The sequence below is a fragment of the Ensifer sp. SSB1 genome (assembly GCF_016652895.1).
Lineage (GTDB): Bacteria > Pseudomonadota > Alphaproteobacteria > Rhizobiales > Rhizobiaceae > Ensifer.
Genome location: NZ_JAEPRP010000104.1, coordinates 6412 through 26149, shown reverse-complemented (window position 1 = coordinate 26149; position 19738 = coordinate 6412). Strand labels below are relative to the sequence as shown.

The window sequence follows — 19738 nt, the reverse complement described above, 5'->3', positions numbered from 1 at the left end:
GAGTTCACCAAGGGCGTCGTCAAGAAGATCGACACCCAGGCCAAGAAGGTGACGATCGACCACGAGGACCTGAAGAACCTCGACATGCCGGCCATGACCATGGTGTTCCGCGCCGACGACGCGGTGCTTGCCAAACTCAAGGAAGGTGCTGCGATCGAATTCGTCGCCGACCGGGTCAACGGGAAGCTGACCGTGACCGAGATCAAGTAACAGCGACAAACTGCCCGGGTCGACTTTGCGCGGCCCGGGCGCCACAATCCTGAAATCAGGCAAGTAATGGAAAGGAATGTTCGATGAACGTATTACGCAGGCATTTCGTGGCGGGCACGATCGCGGGCATCACCCTCTTTGCAACGGGCGCGGTCGCGGCAACCGGTACCATGGCCGTCTACAAGGATCCACAATGCGGCTGCTGCGAGCAATGGGCCGACGCCATGGAAGCGGCCGGCTACAAGGTCGAGGTGCGCGATGAGGCCGACATGTCGGTGATCAAGACGCGCTTTGCGGTTCCCGCCGACATGGAAGGCTGCCATACCGCAGTCATCGACGGTTATGTCATCGAGGGCCATGTACCACTCGAAGCGGTCAAGAAGCTACTGGCCGAAAAGCCTGACGTTGCCGGTATTGCGGTTCCCGGCATGCCCTCGGGCTCGCTCGGCATGGGCAACGATCCGCAGGCTTCCTACGACGTCTATACGATCGCCAAAGCAGGTGCTCAGCCGACGGTCTACTATCAGGTTCGGCCGGCGAACTAAAGAATCCCTGCCGTTTGGCGCCCTCTCGGGCAATCCGGCGGGAAACAGTTCGGGCGTCTCCGCGAACACGGTGGCGCCCGACTTCGATCTCGACCAGTTGAGACGCGCGACCCCACTCCTGCGCTCGATCAAGCCCCTCGCCAGCTGCCGTCTTCGTTGCTGGTGAGCAACGGGGTCTGGAAGACGCCGACGACACGCTCCGGCCAATGGGACGCGCGGTCGGCAAGCGGCTGGCGCCAGCGCTCGGTCTGCAGCATGGCTGCGCCGATCCCGACCGGTTCGATGCCACAGGTCTCCATCAGTGTCAGCCCGGCAAGGATCGAGGTGCCGCTGGAAATCACGTCGTCGATCAGCGCCACGCGCCTTCCTTCAAGCAACGGCAGCATGCGCGGATCGACATAGAGCCGCTTCTTCTGGTCCGGCGTGGTGATCGAGGAGAGCGGCACAGAGAGATCGTCGACATACCAGAATTTCCTTGATGTACCGAGCGGCACGTAGCGGCTGTGCCCGAGCTTTCGGGCGACGGCCGAGGCGAGCGTGAGGCCGAGCGTCGGCAGACCGGCGATGACTTCGGGCTCATGGGGCGCGAGCTTCGCCGCAAGTTCCGTTGCCAATGCGTCCTCGACGGCAAAACTCGCCTGATTGACGATCAGCGAGGCCAGCGCGTGCTTGCCGTCGGCGAGCGGACGGATCGGCAAGAGGATCTGTCTGCCATCACCGAGAGACGTTGGAAAGAAATCGCGGTAACCCATCTGAATATCGAAGCTTTTCGGCGGATAGATTTCCTGCCAGAAGTCGTGGGGCTGCATCGGTCCGGTCCTCGTCTGCGCGCTTTCGCCCGAAATGAAAGGCGATCAAAAAGGCCGGCTTGCTGTTCTGGTCCCGGCCGTTATCGTCTATACCGTTTGCGACTTCGATCAAACCGAAAGGGCAACGCGGCTCAAGCAAAGCACGCGGAATTCACAAGCCCCTTCGCGCAATGAAACATGGGAATGCCTGCCGATGCGCCTGCCTGACGGAATAGCCGACGACCTCACCTTCCTCACCGACCTCCGTCGTGATCTGCATGCTCATCCCGAACTCGGTTTCGAGGAGGTGCGCACCAGCGACCTCGTTGCCAAATGGCTTGAAGAAGCGGGCCTCAAGGTCCACCGTGGCTTGGGAAAAACCGGTGTCGTCGGCACGCTGCAGGTGGGCAACGGTACGCGCTCTATCGGTCTTCGCGCGGACATGGATGCACTCGCCATGCCCGAGATCGCCGATCGCCCCTACAAATCTCGCGAGGCCGGCAAGATGCATGCCTGCGGCCATGACGGCCACACCACGATGCTGCTCGGCGCGGCCCGCCATCTGGCGAAGACGCGCAATTTCTCCGGCACCGTGCATTTCATTTTCCAGCCGGCCGAAGAAGGGCGCGGTGGCGCGAAGCGCATGGTCGAGGACGGACTGTTTAGCCTCTTCCCCTGCGACGCGGTTTACGGCCTGCACAACATGCCTGGCCTCGATCCCGACGAGATGGCCGTCGTCGCCGGCCCGCAGCTTGCCTCATCGGATAGCTGGCGGCTCACCTTCCGTGGCGTCGGCACCCATGGCGCCAAGCCGCATCTCGGCCGCGATCCGGTGACGGCATCAGGCACCTTCCTTGCCTCGCTGCAGTCGATCGTCGGCCGCGTCGTCGATCCGCTGCAGCCGGCCGTCGTCAGCGCCTGCTCGGTGCGGGCCGGCGACCCGAAGGCGCTCAACGTCATTCCTGATATCGTCGAGATCGGCGGGACCGCGCGCGCCTATACGCCCGAAGTCCGCGACCAACTCGAAACCGAGATCGGTCGTCTTGCCCGCGGTACTGCTGAGATGTACGGAATCTCCGTCGACTACGAGTTTGAACGACGCATTCCGCCCGTCGTCAACGACGCGGATGCCACTGCCCGAGCGTTGAGCGCCGCACAGGCGGTGTTCGGCAAGAAGACACGGACGGCATTTCCGCCGTCAACCGCCGGCGACGATTTCGCCTTCTTCGGTCTGGAAGCCCCCGGCTGCTATGTCTGGCTCGGCAACGGCCCCGCCGTCGACGGTGCGCTGCACCACAACACGGCTTACGACTTCAACGACGCGGCGATCGGCCCGGGCGTCGCCTTCTGGTCGACTCTGGTGGAGCAGGAACTGGCACGCGCCAAGTAGCGCGTTTCTTGCAAAGGCCTGCGAGGTCAGTCGCAAGCCTGCGATCTCAAGGATTTAGCGCGTTTATTTGAACCTTGAGATGATCAGAACCTGCAAGTTCGGCTCCCACCTATACTCGGCCGCCCTGCACGGGCGGCCTGTTAAAGTCATGCTTCAAGAATCTCGAGGATCGGGCTTTCCATGACCTTGCCCGTCGCCACGTCGGCGATGCCCCGATCGGTTTGGTGCGGGCCGGCATTGCAAGCGAGCGTCGCGCCGAAGCAGGCCTTGAAGACCAGATAGGGCGGCTGCCAATCGACGATACGGCCGACCGCTTCGCGGAGTTCGGCAAAGCTCTTTGCGACCTCTTCCAGCGGCTTTTCCGAGACCAGCCCGGCGAGCGGCAGAGGCAGCAGCGCATCCACCTTTCCGCCGGACGCCACAGCCATGCCGCCACCGGCGGCGATCACCGCATTGGCCGCGACCGTCATATCAGCGGCATTGCCGCCGAAGACCGTGAGGTTGTGGCTGTCATGCGAGACCGTGGTTGCAAAGGCACCGCGCCAGGTGCCCCAACTCGACAACAGACCAACAGCCGGCCGGCTATCAGCGCGTCCGTGACGGTGCGCCACTGCGATCAGGGTCGTACCCTCTGGCGGAACGACGAATCCGTCCTCGACCTTAGCAATGGCTTCGCCCCACTGGGTGAAGCGCGGCCGGTCGATCGTCGAGACGCGGACCTTCGTGCCATCGGCTGGAATGCGGAAGTCGTCATCCGAAAGTGGCGCGATCTTCATCGTGCCGTGCAGCGTCTCGGCGGCGATACCGCTCAACGGCTCGATCATCCGTCCGGCATTTGCAATCACCTTGCCGTCGACAATGACCGTGCGCGCGCGGAAGTTAGAGAGATCTTCGAAGACCACGATGTCCGCCCGACGTCCCGGCGCCACAAGCCCGAGATCGTGACGGCCGAGGCGCACGGCGCCGTTGAGCGTTGCCGCCCGAAGCGCCCATTCGGCGGGCAGGCCATAGCGCACCAGTCGACGAACGACGTCGTCGAGGCCACCGGCATGGGCAAGATCGTCCGGGAAGACATCGTCGGTGCAGAGCGTTACCGTCTGAGGAAGATGGCCGAGCGCATTGAGTGCATTGACGAAATCCGGCAACAGGTGGTCATGCGAGCCACGCAGTTCGATCGACAGACCGGCCCGGAGCTTCGCCATCAGATCGTCACCCGAGACGAGCTCGTGGTCGGAGCTGACGCCGGCGGTAACGAAAGCTTGCAGATCTGCACCGGTAAGGCTGCGCGCATGGCCGTTGACTGGCTTGCCGGCAGCAAGCCCCGCTTGAACGATCCCGGTGATACGCGCTTCGCCGTCGATGACGCCGCGCATGTTCATCATTTCGGCGATACCGCCGATTTCCGGCCAGCTCAGCATGTCGGCAATCACACCAGCGTCGAAATCGGCACCGGCCAGTTCCAGGCCCGGTGCTGACGGCACGCTCGACGGCGCGAGCAGCACTGTGCGCAGCGGACGATCGCGACTGGCGTCAGCGGCCCAGCGCACGCCGGCAACGCCGTTGACATTGCCGAACTCATGCGGATCCCAGACGACGGTCGTCACGCCACGCGGCAGCACCGCATTGGCATAGCTTGCCGGTGTCACCATCGAACTCTCGACGTGCATATGGGTGTCGATCAGACCGGGCGAAACGAAAGCGCCCGTCCCTTCGATCATGGTTGCCGCATCGGAGCGCGCGCCCGGTTCGTGGACACTTGCGATCAACGATCCAACGAGCCCGATATCGGCCGGGCGAAGCTCGCCGGTCACCACATCGACGAGCGTACCGCCCGAAATCAATACGTCGAACGGCGCATCACCACGCGCTGCGGCCACTGCCCGGGTGCGGAGCGCCGCATCCATCAAGTCCTGAGGCTGCTCTACGGAACTCACTTCTGCGCTTCCTTCATCAGGGCGCCCAGGATCTGTGCCCGTGTCGTCTCGACATGGGCGTCGACTGCATATTCGGCATTGAAAATCGCATGGCTTTCGCGCGTTTCAACGACGGTGCGTCCGCGGGTGAGCGTCGCGCCGAGTTCGACATCGATGCGCGCCTTGCGAAACGAGATCGCGCCCGCATTGACGAAGGCGACGGCCGCTGACGGGTCATAGATCGCCATGCCCGGCCGGCCGCGGCTGGTGCCGATGGAGATGTAGCCGGCAAGCAGATCGGCGATAAGCCCCGCATTGGCACCGCCTGCCGAGCGGATCGGCGCGACATCGTCAGGATAGGCGAAAACCTTGCGGCAGAGATCGAGATCGACCATGCGCAGCGGCAGGCCATGCGCGATCACAATCGCCAGTGCTTCCGGGTCGGCAAAAGCGTTGAATTCGGCAGACGCCGTGTGGTTGCCGCTGGTGACACCGCCGCCCATCCAGGTGAGATCGGTGATCCGGCTGGCCAAGTCCGGGCGGGCAAGGCAAAGGGCTGCGAGATTGGTGAGCGGTCCGAGCGCCAGAATGCGCTTCGGCCCCTCCTGCTCCAGCCAGCCACAAAGGGCAGCAAAGGCGTCGCTGACAGGCAAAGCATCGGCTTCCGGCAGCGTCAGACCAGCGGTCGGCATGCCGGCTTCGCCGAGGATCCGTTCGGCAGTCTCAAGCTTGCCGAGCACCGGCAGGGCACGCCCTTCGTGTACGGCGAAAGCCCAGCCGAAAGCGCGCGCGGCGCCGGCGGCATTGCGCTTCACCTGGTCAAGCGGCGTATTGCCGAAAACGAGCGACACGCCATCGATTTCTTCACCGGCATGAAGGACGACAAGCACCGCGGCGATGTCGTCGAAGCCCATGTCCGTATCGATCCAGACACCCATTTATCGTTACCCGAACTTCTTGAGGCGCGCGGCCTTCTCGACCGGCAGGTCGAAGGCGATGGCAGAGCCGGTTTCACGTGCTGCAAGTGCTGCATCCTCTTCCGCCTTGATGGCGCCGAGCGGCGTATCGAGCAGATACTCGCGCGTGCTGCCGGAGAAAGAGGCTCCGCGCACGGTGCCTTGGAAAGGACCTGAACCAAGGGTCACCATGCGCGGACGCCACGCAAGCCCTGCCGTGTCAGGCGGCAGGGATCCGGAAAGATCGATCGGGCCGTTGCCGGCCTTCAGCTTGCCGCCCTCGACGGCAAAGATGTTCTCGAAACCGACGAAGTCGGCGACGAAGCGGGAGATCGGGCGGTTGTAGATATCTTCGGGCGTGCCGATCTGTTCGATCGCGCCATTCAGCATGACGACGATCCGGTCCGCCAGCGACAGGGCTTCGCCCTGGTCGTGGGTGACGAAGATCATCGTGACGCCGGTTTCCTTCTGCACGCGCTGCAGCTCCGTACGCATTTCGAGGCGCAGGCGGGCGTCGAGGTTCGACAGCGGCTCGTCGAGAAGCAGCACCTTCGGCTCCATGACCATGGAGCGCGCGAGCGCGACACGCTGCTGCTGGCCGCCCGAAAGCTCGCCCGGCTTACGGGCGGAGAACTTCGAAAGCCCGACAGACTTCAGGCCGGCCGTCACCTTGCTCTCGATATCGGCAGCCGGCAGCTTCTTCAGCCGCAGGCCGAAAGCGACGTTTTCGAACACGGTCAGGTGCGGGAAGAGCGCGTAGGACTGGAAGACGAGGCCTACCGAACGCTTGTTGGCGGACACGCGGGTGATGTCGGCACCATCGAGCTTGATCGCGCCTGAGGCCGGCGACAGCAGGCCGGCGATCGAGCGCATCGTCGTCGTCTTGCCGCAACCGGACGGACCGAGGAATGCCACCAGTTCGCCCTTGCGGATCGAAAGGTCGAGATCCTTCACCGCAACGGTGTCGCCATAGGCGAGCGTCAGTTTTTCAAGGCTGAGGAAAGCGGCATCAGACATAGCGAGAGAATCCCAGGAAGCGTTCGGCAAGGAAGACGATGCCGATGGACATGAAAGCGAGCAGCGCGGAGAGGGCTGCGACCGACGGATCGTAGGTGATCTCCATATAGGAGAGCATGTCGATCGGCAGGGTGCGCACACCCGGGCCGGAGAGGAAGAGCGACACCGGCACCTGGTTGAAGCTCGTGACGAAGCCGAGAATGAAGGCGGCAAGAATACCGCTGCGGATGTTCGGCATCACCACCCGGAAGAAGGCGCCTGCGCGCGAGGAGCCGAGCAGCACCGCGGCCTCCTCGATATCGGAGCGCAGATTGTTGAGGCTCGCCGAGACGACCCGTACCGCATAAGGCAGAACCAGCGCGGTGTGGGCGAGGAACAGGGTCAGCGTGATGTTGAGGCCAAAGGGCACGACGATGTAACGCAAGAGCGCCAGGCCGACGATGATGCCGGGCACGATGATCGGCAGCGAGACGATCGTGCGGATGGTTTCGCCGAAAGGCAGCTTGTAGCGCGACAGGGCGTAAGAGGCGGGAACGCCGAGCACGAGAGCGGCCGCCGTGCCACCGATCGCAAGCAGCATCGAGATCGCGAAACTCTCCTGGAAGCTCTCGACCGTGAAGACCTTGGCGACCCATTTGAGCGAGAAGCCCTGCGGCGGGAAGGCCAGCGTCTCACCGCCGGAAAGCGACGCGGCGACGATGATGAAGAACGGCCCGATCAGGAAGCCGATCACCAGGAAGAGGACGAGCGGAGTAAAGATGCGAGGTGTCATCGCTTGTTCCTCGCAGTGGCAAGCCGTTTCAGGAGAAGATTGGCGGCAAAGCTCATGACGATCAGGATGAACGCGATGACGCTGGCGGCGACGAAATCATTGGCCACCGTGACGCGCTGATAGAGCAGCGTTTCGAGCATCAGCACCTTGGAGCCGCCGAGGATCGCCGGCGTGATGTAGGCGGTGAGCGAACCGGTGAAGACCAGTGTTCCGCCGATGACAAGGCCTTCCTTGGTCAGCGGCAGGATCACCTTGAAGAACACCTGGATCCAGTTGGCGCCGAGAACGCGCGCTGCCGGAATTGCATCCTTCGGCATGTTTTCGAGCGCGCTGATCAGCGAAAGGATCATCAGCGGCAGGAAGAGCTGCAAGAGGCCGATGAACACGGCAGTCTCGGTGAAGAGAAAGCGGATCGGCTCATCTGACAGGCCGACGAGCTGCAGCGCCTGGTTGACGATGCCGGTACGGCCGAGAATGACGATCCAGGCATAGGTGCGCGCAACAGACGAGATCATCAGCGGCAGCACGACAAGACCGATCATCTGTCCTTTGTTGCGCGGCGTCAGATTGACGATCGCAAAGGCGGCCGCATAGCCGATGACCGCCGAAACGGCGGTAACCATCAGGCCGAGCCGGAAGGTGCGCAGGAAGACGGTGCGGTTCAGCGGATCGGAAAAGAAGGTCGTGTAGGCTGACAGCGACCAGCTGTCGGCACTGCGAAAGCCTTCCGCCAGCAGGATCACCACCGGCGCCAGAAAGACGATCGCCGCAAAGACCGCTGCGGGCAGAGCGAGCGCCAGGGCTTCGGCGCGGTTCTGGAACATCCTTCTTCCTTTCGAGGCATTCGTGGGCGCCACGTGATCGCGCCCGAAGCATGAGGTCTCCACCGGCGACCAAGGCCCGCCGGTGGAGGTAGCAGTTGCTTGGATTTACTGGCCGACCTGCGCGTTCCACTCCGACAGCCACGCTTCGCGGTTGTCCAGGGCAACGGCCGACGGGATCAGCTTCAGGTTCTTCACGGTTTCTTCGCCGTAGGTGAGGTTTTCGGCGATCTCGGGCGAGACCTTCACTTCCTTGTTGGCCGGGCTGTCGACCAGCTTTTCGGCAAGGGCCGTCTGGATTTCGGTCGAGAGCCAGAAGTCCTGGTTCTTACCGCCCTTGGTCAGCACCATGACGTTCATGCCGCCGGTCTGGCCTTCCTTGGGCGTTGCCCACTTGATCGGCAGGCCGAGCTTGGTGAAGCCTTCCCAAGAGAAGCGACCGATCGGTGCGGCCCAGATCTCTTCCTGCTGCATCAATTGCACGAGCTGCGAGGACTTGACGTAGAAAGTGACGATATCGTCCTTCTTGGCGCCGACGGCGGCGATCGCTTCCTTGAGGTCAGGCGCGTTCTTGCCGATGGCTTCGCCGACCATGTAGAGCGCCGGCGGGCCCTGGTTGGTGGTGACGTTCGGGAAGGCGACGTGGCTGGCGTTCTTGTCGCTCAAGAGATCTGCCCAGGAGTTCACTTCCATCTTGTCCGAGCGGTAGACGATCGAGGTGGCATAGAAGGTGTAGCCGACGCTCATGCCGTCGCCGTTCGGGTCCTTGGCGAGGTCATAGAGCTTGTTGAAGTTCGAAAGCTTCGACGTGTCGATCTTTTCGATCAGGTCGGCGCGCGTGGCGGAAAGCGCATCGGCCATGGAAACCACGGCCATGTCGACGACCGGGCTCGCCTTGTTGGCTTCCATCTTTGCCAGGCGCTCGACGCTGTTGCCTGTTTCGACGACGAGCTTGCAGCCGCATTTCTGTTCGAACGGCGTGTAGACCAGTTCCTTGAATGCGTCCTGGGCAAAGCCGTAGACGGAAATGGTGAGCGTCTTTTCCTGAGCAGACGCGGCGTTGGCGCCGACGAGCAAAAGCGCGCTCGAGGCAAGCAAGAACTTCTTCATGGCTGGTGTCCTCCTTCGGTGACGGATGTAGCTGCGGTGGCAGTGGTAAGAACTGGTTGAAACGCGGGCGGTGCGGCCGCCGATTGCCGGACGACCAGGTGCATCGGCACCTTGGCCTTCTCGGCCGTAACCGGGGCACCAATCTCTGGATCAGACGGGTCGCGCTCGCTGATCGCCTTGACGAGGGCAGCGACGGCGATCGCCGCGATCTCGGTCATGTCCATGCGGGCCGTCGTCAGCGCCGGCGTGATGACCGGTGACCAGATCAGGTCGTCGAAGCCGGTGACGCTCGCCTTTTCCGGCACGTTGATGCCGGCGCGCTGCAATTCGGTCAGTGCCCGGAGCGCATGGAGATCGGAGATGCAGGCAAAGGCGGTGTAGCCTTGCGCCACCTTGTCCGCGAGCCCGAGCGGACAGCCCTTGCCGGCCACTTTTTCCAGTGGCTCGATCCAGAGCGTGTCGGTGTGGGTGCCCTCACCGAAGACCGAGCGGATACCGCCGGCGCGGTCGTTCTGCACATTCGAGGCGGGATTGTTTCCGATGATCAGCACGCGGCGGTGCCCGAGCGCCTTCAGGTGCTCGGCGATCTGCTGGCCGCCACCCCAATGGTCGGCGGCAACGGTATTGCCCGGCGTCGAGGGGGTATCGATGACGGCAACCGGACAGCCGACATCGGCGATGCGCGTGCCGCGCCGCGGCACGATCACGAGGCCATCGACATCACGATCGATCAGGCGCTCGATCGCCTTGGTCTGGGTCGAGACGTCGCCGCGGGAGTCGGCGATCAGCACACCATAACCGGAGGAGGAGGCAGCAAGCTCAATCGCCTGGGCGATCTGTGGGAAGAGCGGATTGGCGATATCGGGAAGCACGAGGCCGAGCACCCCAGTGCGGCCCGTGCGAAGCGCCCTGCCCGCCTGGCTCGGCACGTAACCGAGCTCGGCAGCGGTCGCGCGAATCTTCTCCACCATCTCGGCGGAGACGCGGCCCTTGCCCGAGAGCGCGTTCGAGACCGTGGCCGCGGACACGCCGAGCGTTCTGGCAATCCTCGTCAGTTTTGGTCCGGAACGCGCCAAGTCAGTGGTTTCCGCTATCGCGTGATTAAACGATTAATCAGGCGATATATCAGAATCCCCTGACTGTCGAATCTTTTTGCCGGCTCATCGCATTTTGCAATTTTCAAGGGAAATACGTTGTGGACGACAATCAGCGGGCCGCTTCATCGCCTGAACCGATGTTGCGAATGGCGAATCTCACAGCGAAGTGACAACGGTCACGTGCCGAACACGCTCTAACCTACTAGTATTGCAAAGCGTTTATCGTTGTCTCCTGATATATCTGATGTGCGGAACGCCGATCGTCGTCAGAAAAGAACTTCGCCACAGACGCCGTGATCGCGGGTACAAATTTCAACTTCGACCAACAAAAGGAACCAATTTACCCACTAAATTACTAGGGAATAAGTATGATGCATCGCAATCGTCAGATGCGTACAATCGGATGGCAGCGCGAAACGCGCGACAGGCATAATGCAGGAGTTTGGGACATGACTGGCAATATCATCGGCTTTGGCAAGACCGCGGGGCAGGCCCGCCGGGCGCGAGGCGCAACCCTGGCAGCCGCCACGCTGGCGCTCGCGCTCTCGTCGAGCACGGCCGTTTTCGCCGAAGACGCGAAGTTCGACCCGAACGCTTCGATCACGATCGGCTCGCTCTATGAGCCGCAGAACCTCGACAACACCGCCGGCGCCGGCCAGGGCATCAACGAAGCCTTCAACGGCAATGTCTACGAAGCGCTGTTCACGCTGACCGATGCCGGCGAGGTTAAACCCGGTCTCGTTGCCGAACAGAGCGTTAGCGACGACGGCCTCACCTACACATTCAAGCTTCGCCCTGGCGTCACCTTCCACTCCGGCGATCCGCTGACCGCCGCCGACGTGAAGCACAGCATTGAGCGCGTGACTTCAGAACAATCCAAGAGCTCGCGCAAAAAGAGCCTCGCGACGATCAGCGCCATCGAGACGCCGGATGACCAGACGGTCGTCGTCAAGCTGTCCGAGCGCTCGATTTCGCTGCCCTACAATCTGAGCTACGTCTGGATCGTCAACGATGCGGCGAAGGACCTGAATGCCAGCGAAGACGGCACCGGCCCCTATCGCCTCGACGAGTGGCGCCGCGGTTCGTCGCTGGCACTCACGCGGAACGACAAATACTGGGGCACCGCCCCCACCAATGGCGAAGTCGTCTTCCAGTATTTCACCGATGCGACCGCGCTCAACAATGCGCTGCTGACCGGCGCCGTCGATATCATCACCAGCGTCCAGAGCCCGGACTCGATCGCCCAGTTCAAGGACAATCCTGACTTCACCGTCACGGCCGGCCAGTCGACGACCAAGGAACTGCTCGCCTTCAACGACCGCGTCGCCCCCTTCGACAACGTCAAGGTCCGGAAAGCGATCGCCCGCGCCATCGACGACAAGAAACTGCTGACATCGATCTGGGGTGAATACGGCACGCTGATCGGCTCCTTCGTTCCGCCGACGGACCCCTGGTACGTGGATCTGACCGCCGTCGACGCCTATGACGTGGAAGGCGCGAAGGCGCTGTTGAAGGAAGCGGGCTTTGCCGATGGCTTCACCTTCAAACTCGACACACCGAATTACGACCCGCACCCGATCGTCGCGCAGTTCATCCAGAGCGAACTCGCCAAGGTCAACATCAAGGTCGAGATCAACGTGATCACCGCCAACGAGTGGTACACGAAGGTCTACAAGGCGCATGACTTCCAGGCGACGCTACAGGAGCACGTCAATCACCGCGACATCGTCTTCTACGGCAACCCGGACTTCTATTGGGGTTACAACAACCCCAAGGTCGTCGACCTGATCAAGGCCTCGGAAGGGGCAGCAAACACCGACGAGCAGACCGCCAAGCTTCGTGAAGCCAACACGATCATCGCCGAGGACGCCGCCAGCAACTGGCTCTACCTCTATCCGCAGATCGTCGTTTCGAGCTCGGCCGTGACCGGCTATCCGGTGAATGGCCTGAACTCGCAGTTCTTCGCCTACGGCATCAAGAAGAGCGAGCAGTAAGCGGCACTATCACCCGCTGTGCGCTAGCGCCGGATGCACAAACGACAGCCCCTGGATCCGATCCGGGGGCTGACTGCGTTTTGCGCCAATTCGTCCAGCCATCTCTCCGGCCTTCCACAGGCACTTCCAAAGATGAGAGACACTCTAGCCTCCCCCTTCTTTTTGGTGCAAAAGCCAGCTCTCTGATCACGGACCCCGTGAGAAGAAAGGAATGCAGCCATTCTCACCTATCTCGTCCGCCGTTTTGCCATTCTGCTCCTGTCGCTGCTGATTGCAGCGGTGGTGTTGTTTGTGCTGTTGCGCCTTTTGCCCGGCGACCCCGCCAATGCGCTTCTCTCCGTCGGCGCCGATGCTGCGCAGATCGAGAAGGCGCGTGAACAGGTGGGCTCGAACCTGCCGCTCTGGCAGCAGTTCCTCCGCTTTGTTGCGAGCCTTGCCCGTTTCGATCTCGGCACGTCCTTCGTCAGCGGCAAGCCGGTGATCGAGGAGATCGCCGCACGACTGACGGTCACCGTGCCGCTGGCGCTGATGGGTTTCGTGCTCGCCATCCTGATCGCGGTTCCGCTCGGCATCCTCTCCGCCGTCAAGGCCAACCGCTGGTATGGTGGATTGATTTCGACCGTCTCGCAGCTCGGTATCGCGATCCCCGTCTTCTGGGTGGGCATCCTGCTGGTCACCGTCTTTGCCGTCACTTTCCGGCTCTTCCCTTCGGGTGGCTTTCCCCGCCGCGGCTGGCAGAACGAGGGGCAGGTTCTCTATGCGCTGGCATTGCCCGTGATGACGATCGGCCTCGTCATGGGCGCCTCGCTGCTGCGCTATGTCCGCTCGGCAACCAAGGACGTTCTCGGCAGCGATTATCTGCGCACCGCGCGCGCGCTCGGCGCCAGCTTCCCCGAAGCGCTCATTCGTCACGGCATCCGCAACGGCGCGGTGCCGATCGTCTCGATCCTCGGCATTGAGCTTGCAACGACACTGCTCGGCGCCGTCGTGGTAGAGCGCGTCTTTGCCCTGCCAGGCCTCGGCTCGATGCTGCTGCTTGCGATCGAGCAGCGCGACTATCCGAATGTTCAGGGCGTGCTGTTCATCTCCACCCTGCTGGTGCTGCTGATCGGTTTTGCCGCCGACCTCACCCAGCGGCTGATCGATCCACGCCTGCGCGAACGCGCTGTCGGAGGCAATGCATGAGCCCCGTCGAGACATCCGTTTCTGCGCCGAAGCGCCGGCATTCGCTGGCCCTGACGGTCGGCCTCGCGCTCGTCGGCATCAACCTCGCCGTCGCGGTTCTGACGCTTTTCTGGACGCCCTATGATCCGCTGAACGCCTCGGGCGGCCGGCTGGAAGCACCGTCGCTGCTGCACTGGCTCGGCACAGACCGGTTGGGGCGCGACCTGATGACCCAACTGATGATCGGCGCGCGTACAGCGCTGCTGGTCGGCACGGGCGCAGTCGCGATCGGGGCCGCAATCGGCGTCAGCCTCGGCGTTCTTGCCGCCTTCGCCACGCGCCTTGCCGACGACGTGATGGCCGCGACGCTCGATATCCTGATTGCCTTTCCGACCCTGCTGCTTGCCATGCTGGTGGTGGCGGCAAGTGACAGCGCCAGCCTCTGGTCGGCGATCCTGGCACTCGGGCTTGCCATCTCCGCCATCGTCGCCCGGCTGACCCGCATCCTCGCCAAGCGCGTGCTCAGACAAGACTACATCGTCGCCTCGCGCACATCGGGGACATCCTGGGCCGGTGTCGTCTTCCACCATGTGCTTCCCAACATCTGGCCGACACTGTCGGTCAACTTTGCCCTGCAGTTCGGTCTCGCTGTCATCGCCGAAGCATCGCTCTCCTACCTCGGCCTTGGTGCACCACCGCCAAACGCCTCCTGGGGACGGCTGCTGCAGGAGGCGCAAGGCACCGTCTATACGGCGCCGATCGGCGCGATCGCGCCCGGCATTGCGTTGGTCGCCCTCGTCATCGGTATGAATCTCCTCGCCGACGGCCTACGCGATATCGCCGATCCGACACGCGGGAGATCGCGATGACAACGCTGCTCGACATCAAGGGCCTCACCGTTCGCGCCGGCGACAAACCGCTGGTGTCCGACCTCTCCTTCACGATCCGGCCCGGAGAACGCGTCGGCCTGATCGGTGAATCCGGTTCCGGCAAATCGATGACGGCGATGGCCGCCACCGGACTGCTGCCGCCTTCGATCAGCGTAGCCGGTTCAATCGAACTCGACGGACAGCAAGTGGTCGGCGCCGCAGACAAAGTGATGAACCGGCTGCGCGGCGTTGCCGCTGCCGTTGTCTTCCAGGAGCCGTTGACCGCTCTCGATCCACTGATGAAGATCGGCCGGCAGATCGCCGAACCGGTCCGACGACGCCTGGAACGGGATGGTCTGAAGGCAACGAAGGAAGCGGTACAACGCGAAGTCCGCGACCTCATCGACAAGGTGGCGCTGCCGCAGCCCGACCGCATCATCAATTCCTACCCGCACGAAGTGTCCGGCGGCCAGCGCCAGCGCGTCGCGATCGCCATGGCGCTCGCCTGCCGCCCGAAGCTCCTGATTGCCGACGAGCCGACAACGGCGCTCGACGTCACGACGCAGGCCGAAATCCTGAAACTGCTGGACCAGTTGGTGCGCGATACCGGCATGGCGCTTCTGTTCATCAGCCACGACCTGCCCGTCGTCGCCCAGGTGGTGGAACGCGTCATCGTGCTGAAGAACGGCATCGCTGTCGAAGAAGGTCCGGTCGGTTCGGTCTTCGGTAACCCGCAGCACGACTATACCAAGACCCTGGTCGAGGCCGCCCGCCTGTTCGACGAGGCATTGGGAGCAACCGGATCATGATGCTCGATCTTCAAAACGTCAGCTTCGGCTATTCCCGCCAACAGACCACGCTCGACGACGTCTCGCTGTCGGTCCGCCCTGGCGTAAGCGTCGGTCTCGTCGGCGAATCCGGATCCGGCAAGACGACACTCCTGCGCCTAATGCTCGGGCTGGTCCGCCCGACCGGCGGAACCATCCGGTTTGGCGACGAGGTGCTCGACCCCGGCAACAACGCCTTCATGCGCCGCTATCGGCGCGCGGTGCAGCCGGTGTTTCAGGATCCCTATTCCTCCCTCGACCCGCGCCAGCGGGTGATCGACATTGTCGCCGAGCCCCTGCGTTCACTCCGTATTCCCGGCGATCGGACGCAGGCGGTGACGGAAGCGCTCGGGGCGGTCGGGCTGCCCTCCGACACCATGCGGCGTTTTCCGCACGAATTTTCCGGCGGACAACGGCAGCGTATCGCCATCGCCCGCGCAATCGTCGCTGGCCCGCAGATCGTGCTCGCCGACGAAGCCGTCAGCGCGCTCGACCTTTCCACCCGCATCCGCATTGTCGAGCTTTTCAAGGCCCTCGCCGAGAAGCTGACGCTGGTTTTCGTCTCCCACGATCTCGGCGTCGTCGCGGCACTGTGCGAGGAAATGATCATTCTGGAGCGTGGCAAGGTGGTCGAGAGCGGCAAGACCCGCGACATTCTGGCCGCCCCCAAGCATCCCTATACGCAGCGGTTGCTTGCCAGCATTCCGCGCATGCCCGCCTGACAAGGGTTTGGCGCGACTACCGTCCCGCCGGGCGAATCCGCCTTTGTCCCCAAGGACTTGGTGATCCGCGACCGCATTGATCCAGGACAACCCCTGAGACCCCCGTCTTGAGCATAGATGGGGTAATCGGCTTCGTGCCCCACCTTCGCCGACGGAAGGGAGGTGCTGCGCTCCAAGCTGATGATAGAACGTGGTCTGTGTGAAACAGCCACAAGCATCAGAAAGAGGAAGCGCAGCTATGAAACATTACGCCGGCCTCGACGTCTCTGTCAAAGAAACCAGCGTTTGTATTGCCGATGTGAGCGGCAAGATCTGCTGGGAGAAAAAGGTAATGTCTCACCCGGAGGACTTGGTTGCCATCTTGAGTGATCCCGCGCTCAACTTGGAACGGGTGGGCCTCGAGGCCGGGCCAATGTCGCAATGGCTGTTCGAAGGACTGGCCAAGGCCGGGCTTCCGGTATTCTGCATCGAGACGCGCCACACGAAGGCCTTCCTGAAGGCTTCGCAAACGAACAAGAGTGACCGCAACGACGCACGCGGCATTGCGCAGATGATGCGGGTCGGTCTTTTCAAGAACGTGCACGTGAAGACGCTCACGAGCCAGAAGCGGCGCGCGCTGTTGACGGCGCGCTCGCTGTTACAGGAACAAGCGATCGCTCTTGAGAACGATATGCGTGGGCTGCTGCGCAATTTCGGGCTGAAGGTCGGCGTAGTCTCCCGGGGTACCTTTGAGGCGAAGATACGCGAACTCATTGAGGCGGACCCCGACCTGGCGGACATCATGGAGCCTTTGCTCGCTGGACGGCGTAAGCTGCGCGAAGAATTCGCCAAACTGGACAAGAAGGTTATCCACGAGGCCAAGGGTGATGACGTTTGCAAGCGGTTGATGACGGTGCCCGGGGTCGGGCCGGTTGTCTCGCTCGCCTATGTTTCGACGATCGACATTCCCAGCCGGTTCCGCCATTCGCGGGCGGTGGGAGCCGTCCTGGGGCTCACGCCGGTGCTCAACCAGTCCGGCGAAAGCAAACGGATCGGTCATGTCTCGCTGTGCGGGGATGCCATGCTGCGAGCGCTTTTATATGAGGCAGCGCAGTCGATGCTGACGCGGCTGGTGAAATGGTGCTGGCTCAAATCATGGGCAATGAACATCGCCCGACGGCATGGCAGCAAGAAAGCCAACGTAGCATTGGCGCGCAGGCTTGCGGTGGTGATGCATCGGATGTGGGTGGACGGCTCAGAATTCCGCTGGACGCGAGAGGGGATGGCCGGCGCGATGCCCGCATAAGGTAGTCAGTTCTCAAGGCAATTCAAAGGAAGAGAAATTCAAAGTTCCGCCTCGCGGCGGAAGACGTCCTTCGCGGACGATGGTGATGTGAGTTCGTGCGCGGCGCTTATACCGATGATGATACGTCATCAGGATGCAGCATAGATTGGACCACAGCATCTACTGAACCCCATGGTGGGAGGGCTGAAGCCGATCCCGGAGAGAAGCGCGGGCCGCGGAGAAACGTTGAATGCTACACGACGTGGAAAGCTCGAAAAGCGCTTGACCTCAACACGCCGATTAGAGAAGTGCCGCCGGCCGCAGACAGCTGCGGCCGAACGCCCTGACCGGCGATGTTCAACTTCTTCTGGGGGTCCGGAAATCATGCCTACTCGCGCTATCCTACCATCTGCCGTCTTCCTTGCCGCACTCGCGGTGCCGCTCGCGATCGCGACGGCGGCAGATCTCTCCGAGCCGAGCGCGGTAGCAGCACCGGAAATGCCTCTTGCCAGCGAGCCGGGTCCATGGATGATCCGTGCCCGCGCACTGGCCGTCGTGCCGGACGACAAGGCCTCGCTCTCCCTGAACGGCACCGCACTCGACGGCGAAAAGGTTGGTGTCAGCAACTCGGTCGTGCCCGAACTCGACATCACCTATTTCTTCACCGACAACATCGCTGCCGAACTGATCCTCGGCACAACGCCGCATACGGCGCGCGGCAGCGGCTCGATCGCCGGCCTCGGTGAAATCGGCAAGGCGTGGCTTCTGCCGCCAACGCTCACGCTGCAGTACCACTTCAACGTCACCGACGAGATCAAGCCCTATGTCGGCGCCGGCGTGAACTACACGATGTTCTACAACGAAAAGCCCCGTGGCGATTTCTCGAGCTTCAACATGAAGAACACGTTTGGAGTGGCGCTCCAGGCGGGTGTCGACATCAAGCTTGACGAGCATTGGGGCCTGAACTTCGACGTCAAGAAGCTGTTCCTCGAGCCCGAGGTCAACGCGACGCTGCCCGGCGCAGGCGCCGTCAGCGGCAAGGTCAAGCTTGATCCCTGGCTGATCGGCACAGGCATCAGCTACCGCTTCTGATCCAATTCAGATCGGCCTGATAAAACCGTTTGCGGCGCCGATCACGGCGCCGCAATTGCAAATGCAGCTTTCAGAGATGGTGGGCCGTCACCGCCCTGGCGAGCTCACCCGATAACTGACGGCTGCCGGCATGAGATACGTCGCCGAGCGACAGCATTCCGACCATGCGCCTGTCCTGGTCGATCACCGGCAGGCGCCGAACCTGCTTCGCCTCCATCAGATGGACCGCATGTTCGATCGTTTCATTGGTGCGGCAGTAGACGATGTCCCTGGTCATCACATCGCGCGCCGTCATCGACGCGGGATCGCGCCCGTTGGCAAAGGCGCGCAAGGCAATGTCGCGGTCCGTGACCATGCCGATCAGGCGGTCGTTTTCGCCAACGGGCAAGGCGCCGATATCCTCGTCCCGCATAATGCGTGCGATCGTCTTGATGTCGGTTTCGGGAGAGATCCAGCGAGCGCCGGGATGCATGGCTTCCGATATTCTCATCGTATCCTCCTTTGCATGAAAGCGGCGGAGAATAGGCTGACATCATGGCCATACCTTGATCCACGCAGGCGCAAGAGCGCGGATGGCTTACCTGAGTTCGAGCAGGAAATAGGTGGTCGGCCCGGAGGCAACATTGTTGGACAGACGGAACGCAACACCCCCGTTGCCGCGCGTGATCGGCGGATGCACGGTCCCGTCGAGGCCGACCGGCGAAACGCTCCAGCTCGCGGCATTTCGCGCCAGCGAGAGATCGGCATAGCCTTCACGGATCCGCACCGGCAGGTGCCCGAAATCCTCGATCACTTTTTCCTCGGTGTCGCGAAACGTCATGCCGGTGTTCTGGGCATCGGTCGCAAAGATCACGAGGAAGCGGCGGCTCTTGGCCAAGGATGCTTCCGCATCGAGCGCCGAGATCGCGATCAGCCCATTGCCGTCGGCTCGCTCGATGCGCAGCGTGCCGAGATCGATGGGCTCGCGGAGCGACGAGAAGGCCGCGGCCTCGGTTGCCGTCGTTGCAACGCGCAATTGCCCGGCAAAGCGGTTCAGCAGGATCTCGCCGGTGCTGCTCTGATAGATACCGGCATCGATATTCGTGGCGTTATCACCCGGAAGCACACCGCTTTGCCGCAAGCTTTCGAGGAGTGCTTCGCTGTTCTGCTGACACGGTTGCAGGACGGCCGCAGCGTCGTCGAGAGCC

At 62.6% G+C, this 19738-nt stretch carries 19 protein-coding genes and 1 pseudogene; 10 read left to right on the top strand and 10 right to left on the bottom strand.

Annotated features, from left to right (window positions below; translation table 11 throughout):
- Positions 1-210 (top strand): copper-binding protein (locus tag I8N66_RS23390; protein ID WP_291158454.1); only part of this gene is annotated, 210 nt, incomplete at its 5' end.
- Between the two features lie 83 nt (positions 211-293).
- The gene (locus I8N66_RS23385) at positions 294-755 is read left to right on the top strand and encodes a DUF411 domain-containing protein (protein ID WP_113541449.1); all 462 of its coding nucleotides are present in this window, start codon (positions 294-296) and stop codon (positions 753-755) included.
- A 128-nt stretch (positions 756-883) separates the two neighbouring features.
- On the opposite strand, the gene I8N66_RS23380 is transcribed toward I8N66_RS23385, so the two are convergent.
- Positions 884-1600 carry a phosphoribosyltransferase gene (locus tag I8N66_RS23380; RefSeq protein WP_291158469.1) on the bottom strand — a complete coding sequence of 239 codons (717 nt, stop codon included), beginning with the start codon at positions 1598-1600 and terminating at the stop codon, positions 884-886.
- A 157-nt stretch (positions 1601-1757) separates the two neighbouring features.
- Here I8N66_RS23380 and I8N66_RS23375 point away from each other — a divergent pair, with 157 nt between their 5' ends.
- A complete protein-coding gene (locus I8N66_RS23375; RefSeq protein ID WP_291158451.1) occupies positions 1758-2933 on the top strand; it encodes a M20 aminoacylase family protein in 1176 nt (391 codons plus the stop codon).
- Positions 2934-3079: 146 nt separating this feature from the next.
- On the opposite strand, the gene I8N66_RS23370 is transcribed toward I8N66_RS23375, so the two are convergent.
- The 7 genes from I8N66_RS23370 to I8N66_RS23340 form a co-directional block, all read right to left on the bottom strand.
- Complete coding sequence (locus tag I8N66_RS23370) at positions 3080-4867, bottom strand: adenine deaminase (protein ID WP_291158448.1); 1788 nt, start codon at positions 4865-4867, stop codon at positions 3080-3082.
- Entirely contained in the window at positions 4864-5784 is a 921-nt protein-coding gene (locus I8N66_RS23365; RefSeq protein ID WP_291158445.1) for a nucleoside hydrolase, read from the bottom strand. Before I8N66_RS23365 ends, I8N66_RS23370 begins: the two co-directional genes overlap by 4 nt.
- Positions 5785-5790: 6 nt before the next feature.
- Positions 5791-6819 (bottom strand): ABC transporter ATP-binding protein, encoded by a 1029-nt coding sequence (locus tag I8N66_RS23360; RefSeq protein WP_291158442.1) that lies wholly within the window; start codon positions 6817-6819, stop codon positions 5791-5793.
- The gene (locus I8N66_RS23355; RefSeq protein ID WP_060586135.1) at positions 6812-7591 is read right to left on the bottom strand and encodes an ABC transporter permease; all 780 of its coding nucleotides are present in this window, start codon (positions 7589-7591) and stop codon (positions 6812-6814) included. Before I8N66_RS23355 ends, I8N66_RS23360 begins: the two co-directional genes overlap by 8 nt.
- Complete coding sequence (locus I8N66_RS23350; protein WP_113541444.1) at positions 7588-8415, bottom strand: ABC transporter permease; 828 nt, start codon at positions 8413-8415, stop codon at positions 7588-7590. The genes I8N66_RS23355 and I8N66_RS23350 overlap by 4 nt, the downstream gene beginning before the upstream one ends.
- A 105-nt stretch (positions 8416-8520) precedes the next feature.
- A complete protein-coding gene (locus I8N66_RS23345; protein ID WP_291158433.1) occupies positions 8521-9522 on the bottom strand; it encodes an ABC transporter substrate-binding protein in 1002 nt (333 codons plus the stop codon).
- Positions 9519-10598 (bottom strand): LacI family DNA-binding transcriptional regulator, encoded by a 1080-nt coding sequence (locus tag I8N66_RS23340; RefSeq protein ID WP_291158430.1) that lies wholly within the window; start codon positions 10596-10598, stop codon positions 9519-9521. The genes I8N66_RS23345 and I8N66_RS23340 overlap by 4 nt, the downstream gene beginning before the upstream one ends.
- Before the next feature lie 470 nt (positions 10599-11068).
- Between I8N66_RS23340 and I8N66_RS23335 the strand changes: the two genes are divergently transcribed.
- From I8N66_RS23335 to I8N66_RS23305, 7 genes are all read left to right on the top strand, one after another.
- A complete protein-coding gene (locus I8N66_RS23335; RefSeq protein ID WP_291158426.1) occupies positions 11069-12613 on the top strand; it encodes an ABC transporter substrate-binding protein in 1545 nt (514 codons plus the stop codon).
- A 219-nt stretch (positions 12614-12832) separates the two neighbouring features.
- Positions 12833-13798: an ABC transporter permease gene (locus I8N66_RS23330; protein ID WP_291158466.1), complete on the top strand. Its 966-nt coding sequence runs from the start codon at positions 12833-12835 to the stop codon at positions 13796-13798.
- Positions 13795-14646 (top strand): ABC transporter permease, encoded by an 852-nt coding sequence (locus tag I8N66_RS23325; protein ID WP_291158423.1) that lies wholly within the window; start codon positions 13795-13797, stop codon positions 14644-14646. The genes I8N66_RS23330 and I8N66_RS23325 overlap by 4 nt, the downstream gene beginning before the upstream one ends.
- Positions 14643-15455 carry an ABC transporter ATP-binding protein gene (locus I8N66_RS23320; RefSeq protein ID WP_291158420.1) on the top strand — a complete coding sequence of 271 codons (813 nt, stop codon included), beginning with the start codon at positions 14643-14645 and terminating at the stop codon, positions 15453-15455. The genes I8N66_RS23325 and I8N66_RS23320 overlap by 4 nt, the downstream gene beginning before the upstream one ends.
- Entirely contained in the window at positions 15449-16195 is a 747-nt protein-coding gene (locus I8N66_RS23315) for an ABC transporter ATP-binding protein (RefSeq protein ID WP_291158463.1), read from the top strand. Before I8N66_RS23320 ends, I8N66_RS23315 begins: the two co-directional genes overlap by 7 nt.
- Positions 16196-16433: 238 nt before the next feature.
- Complete coding sequence (locus I8N66_RS23310) at positions 16434-17480, top strand: IS110 family transposase (RefSeq protein WP_291158417.1); 1047 nt, start codon at positions 16434-16436, stop codon at positions 17478-17480.
- 363 nt (positions 17481-17843) lie between these two features.
- The gene (locus I8N66_RS23305; RefSeq protein WP_291158414.1) at positions 17844-18551 is read left to right on the top strand and encodes an OmpW family protein; all 708 of its coding nucleotides are present in this window, start codon (positions 17844-17846) and stop codon (positions 18549-18551) included.
- A gap of 70 nt (positions 18552-18621) precedes the next feature.
- On the opposite strand, the gene I8N66_RS23300 is transcribed toward I8N66_RS23305, so the two are convergent.
- The gene (locus tag I8N66_RS23300) at positions 18622-19041 is read right to left on the bottom strand and encodes a CBS domain-containing protein (protein ID WP_291158411.1); all 420 of its coding nucleotides are present in this window, start codon (positions 19039-19041) and stop codon (positions 18622-18624) included.
- Between the two features lie 87 nt (positions 19042-19128).
- Positions 19129-19738, bottom strand: a pseudogene (locus I8N66_RS23295) (glycoside hydrolase); the annotation flags it as partial.